The sequence below is a fragment of the Mycobacterium talmoniae genome (assembly GCF_001854525.1).
Lineage (GTDB): Bacteria > Actinomycetota > Actinomycetes > Mycobacteriales > Mycobacteriaceae > Mycobacterium > Mycobacterium talmoniae.
Map to the genome: position 1 here is coordinate 1 of NZ_MLQM01000320.1, position 1,887 is coordinate 1,887.

3 protein-coding genes are annotated in these 1,887 nt (G+C 70.7%); all 3 read left to right on the top strand.

Going from position 1 to position 1,887, the window contains the following annotated elements; all coding sequences use genetic code 11:
* Window positions 1-912, top strand: a 912-nt coding sequence (hflX, locus tag BKN37_RS27010) for a GTPase HflX (RefSeq protein ID WP_071030358.1), incomplete at its 5' end; no start/stop codon positions are given.
* A gap of 147 nt (window positions 913-1,059) precedes the next feature.
* A complete protein-coding gene (locus BKN37_RS30245; RefSeq protein ID WP_095407231.1) occupies window positions 1,060-1,194 on the top strand; it encodes a hypothetical protein in 135 nt (44 codons plus the stop codon).
* A 225-nt stretch (window positions 1,195-1,419) separates the two neighbouring features.
* A partial coding sequence (locus BKN37_RS30490) for a DEAD/DEAH box helicase (RefSeq protein WP_423212849.1) occupies window positions 1,420-1,887 on the top strand: 468 nt, incomplete at its 3' end.

A 1,887-nucleotide genomic window follows, 5' to 3' on the forward strand; every position in this document is an offset into this window, starting at 1 on the left:
GAGTACATGCTGCCGCGGCTGCGGGGCTGGGGTGAGTCGATGTCGCGGCAGGCCGGTGGCCGCGCCGGCGGCAGCGGCGGCGGGGTGGGGCTGCGCGGGCCCGGCGAGACCAAAATCGAAACCGACCGTCGCCGCATCCGGGAGCGGATGGCCAAGCTGCGCCGCGACATCAAGGCGATGAAGCAGGTCCGCGACACCCAGCGCAGCCGCCGGCGGGCCAGCGACGTGGCCTCGATCGCGATCGTCGGCTACACCAACGCCGGCAAGTCCAGCCTGCTCAACGCGCTGACCGGGGCCGGGGTGCTGGTGCAGGATGCGCTGTTCGCGACGCTGGAACCCACCACCCGGCGCGGGCAGTTCGACGACGACCGGCCGTTCGTGCTGACCGACACCGTCGGGTTCGTGCGGCACCTGCCCACCCAGCTGGTCGAGGCGTTCCGCTCCACCCTGGAGGAGGTCGCCGACGCCGACCTGCTGGTGCACGTGGTGGACGGCGCCGACGCCAACCCGCTGGCCCAGATCGACGCCGTGCGCCAGGTGGTGCGCGAGGTGATCGCCGAGTACGACGGCGTCGGGCATCAGTCGGTGCCGGAACTGTTGGTGGTCAACAAGATTGACGCCGCCGGGGATTTGGCGTTGGCGCAGCTGCGCCGGGCGCTGCCCGAGGCGGTGTTCGTGTCGGCGCACACCGGCGACGGGGTGGACCGGCTGCGGCAGCGGATGGGGGAGCTGGTGGCCTCCACCGACACCACCGTCGACGTGACCATCCCCTATGACCGCGGCGATCTGGTGGCCCGGCTGCACAACGAGGGCCGGGTGGACGCCACCGAGCACGGCGCCGGCGGCACCCGGGTCAAGGCCCGGGTGCCCGCGGCGCTGGCCGCCAGCGTCCGCGAGTTCGCCACGTTCTGACCCGCCGGGTGGGCCGCGAGCAGACACAGATTCGCACGATTCGGTGCCCGAACGTGCGAATCTGTGTCTGCTCGCGACCGGCCGCTCGGCGAACGCGAGCGTAGGCTCGGTGGATCGGGACCAACCAGGCCTATGAGGGGGTCCGCCGTGTCTGACAAGTCGCCCCGGCACATCACGTCGAAAAAGCCCGGCAAGTCGCTGAAGGAAAAGCGCGCCGCCAAGCGCGCCAAGGCGGAGCATCCCTCAGCGGTGGAAGCCTCGCTGCACCCGAAAAAGCGTTGAGGTGTCCTAGCTTTCACACACCGGCCGGGTTGGCGGGCCCGCCGCCCGCCTGGCGATGCGTAATCACGGGCCCTCGTCGGGTGGCCGCGAGCAGTCCCCCGCAAGCGGGAGGTACCCCCAGCAAAATCGCACGATTCGGGCCTCGAACGTGCGATTTTGCGTCTGCTCGCGGTGGGTCGGTAGGCTGAGCGGCAACGTTGGCGTCACCGATGGCGCCAATACGTCGTGGAACGCTTAGTCACCCGTTCGGCCCCAACCGCGGACCGGTGCGCTGCATCCGCACAAGCTCTTCTCGCGGCGATCGATTTTGCCCACCGGCAATCTCGCCACCTTGTGCTCTCATCCGCCGGACGCCGTCGTCGCGGCGATGCGGGCAACCGATGCCGGAAAGGCATGCCCCACATGACCACAACTTCATCCTTCGCTGACCTCGGCGTGCCCGGGCCGCTGGTGCGGGTGCTCGCCGAGCGCGGCATCACCAGCCCGTTTCCCATCCAGGTCGCGACCCTGCCGGACAGTCTCGCGGGCCGCGACGTGCTGGGCCGCGGCAAGACCGGCAGCGGCAAGACGCTGGCGTTTTCGCTGCCGCTGGTGACCCGGCTCGCCGACACCCCACGCCGGCCCAGCCGACCGACGGGCCTGGTGTTGGCACCCACCCGGGAGCTGGCCACCCAGATCACCGCGACCCTGGAG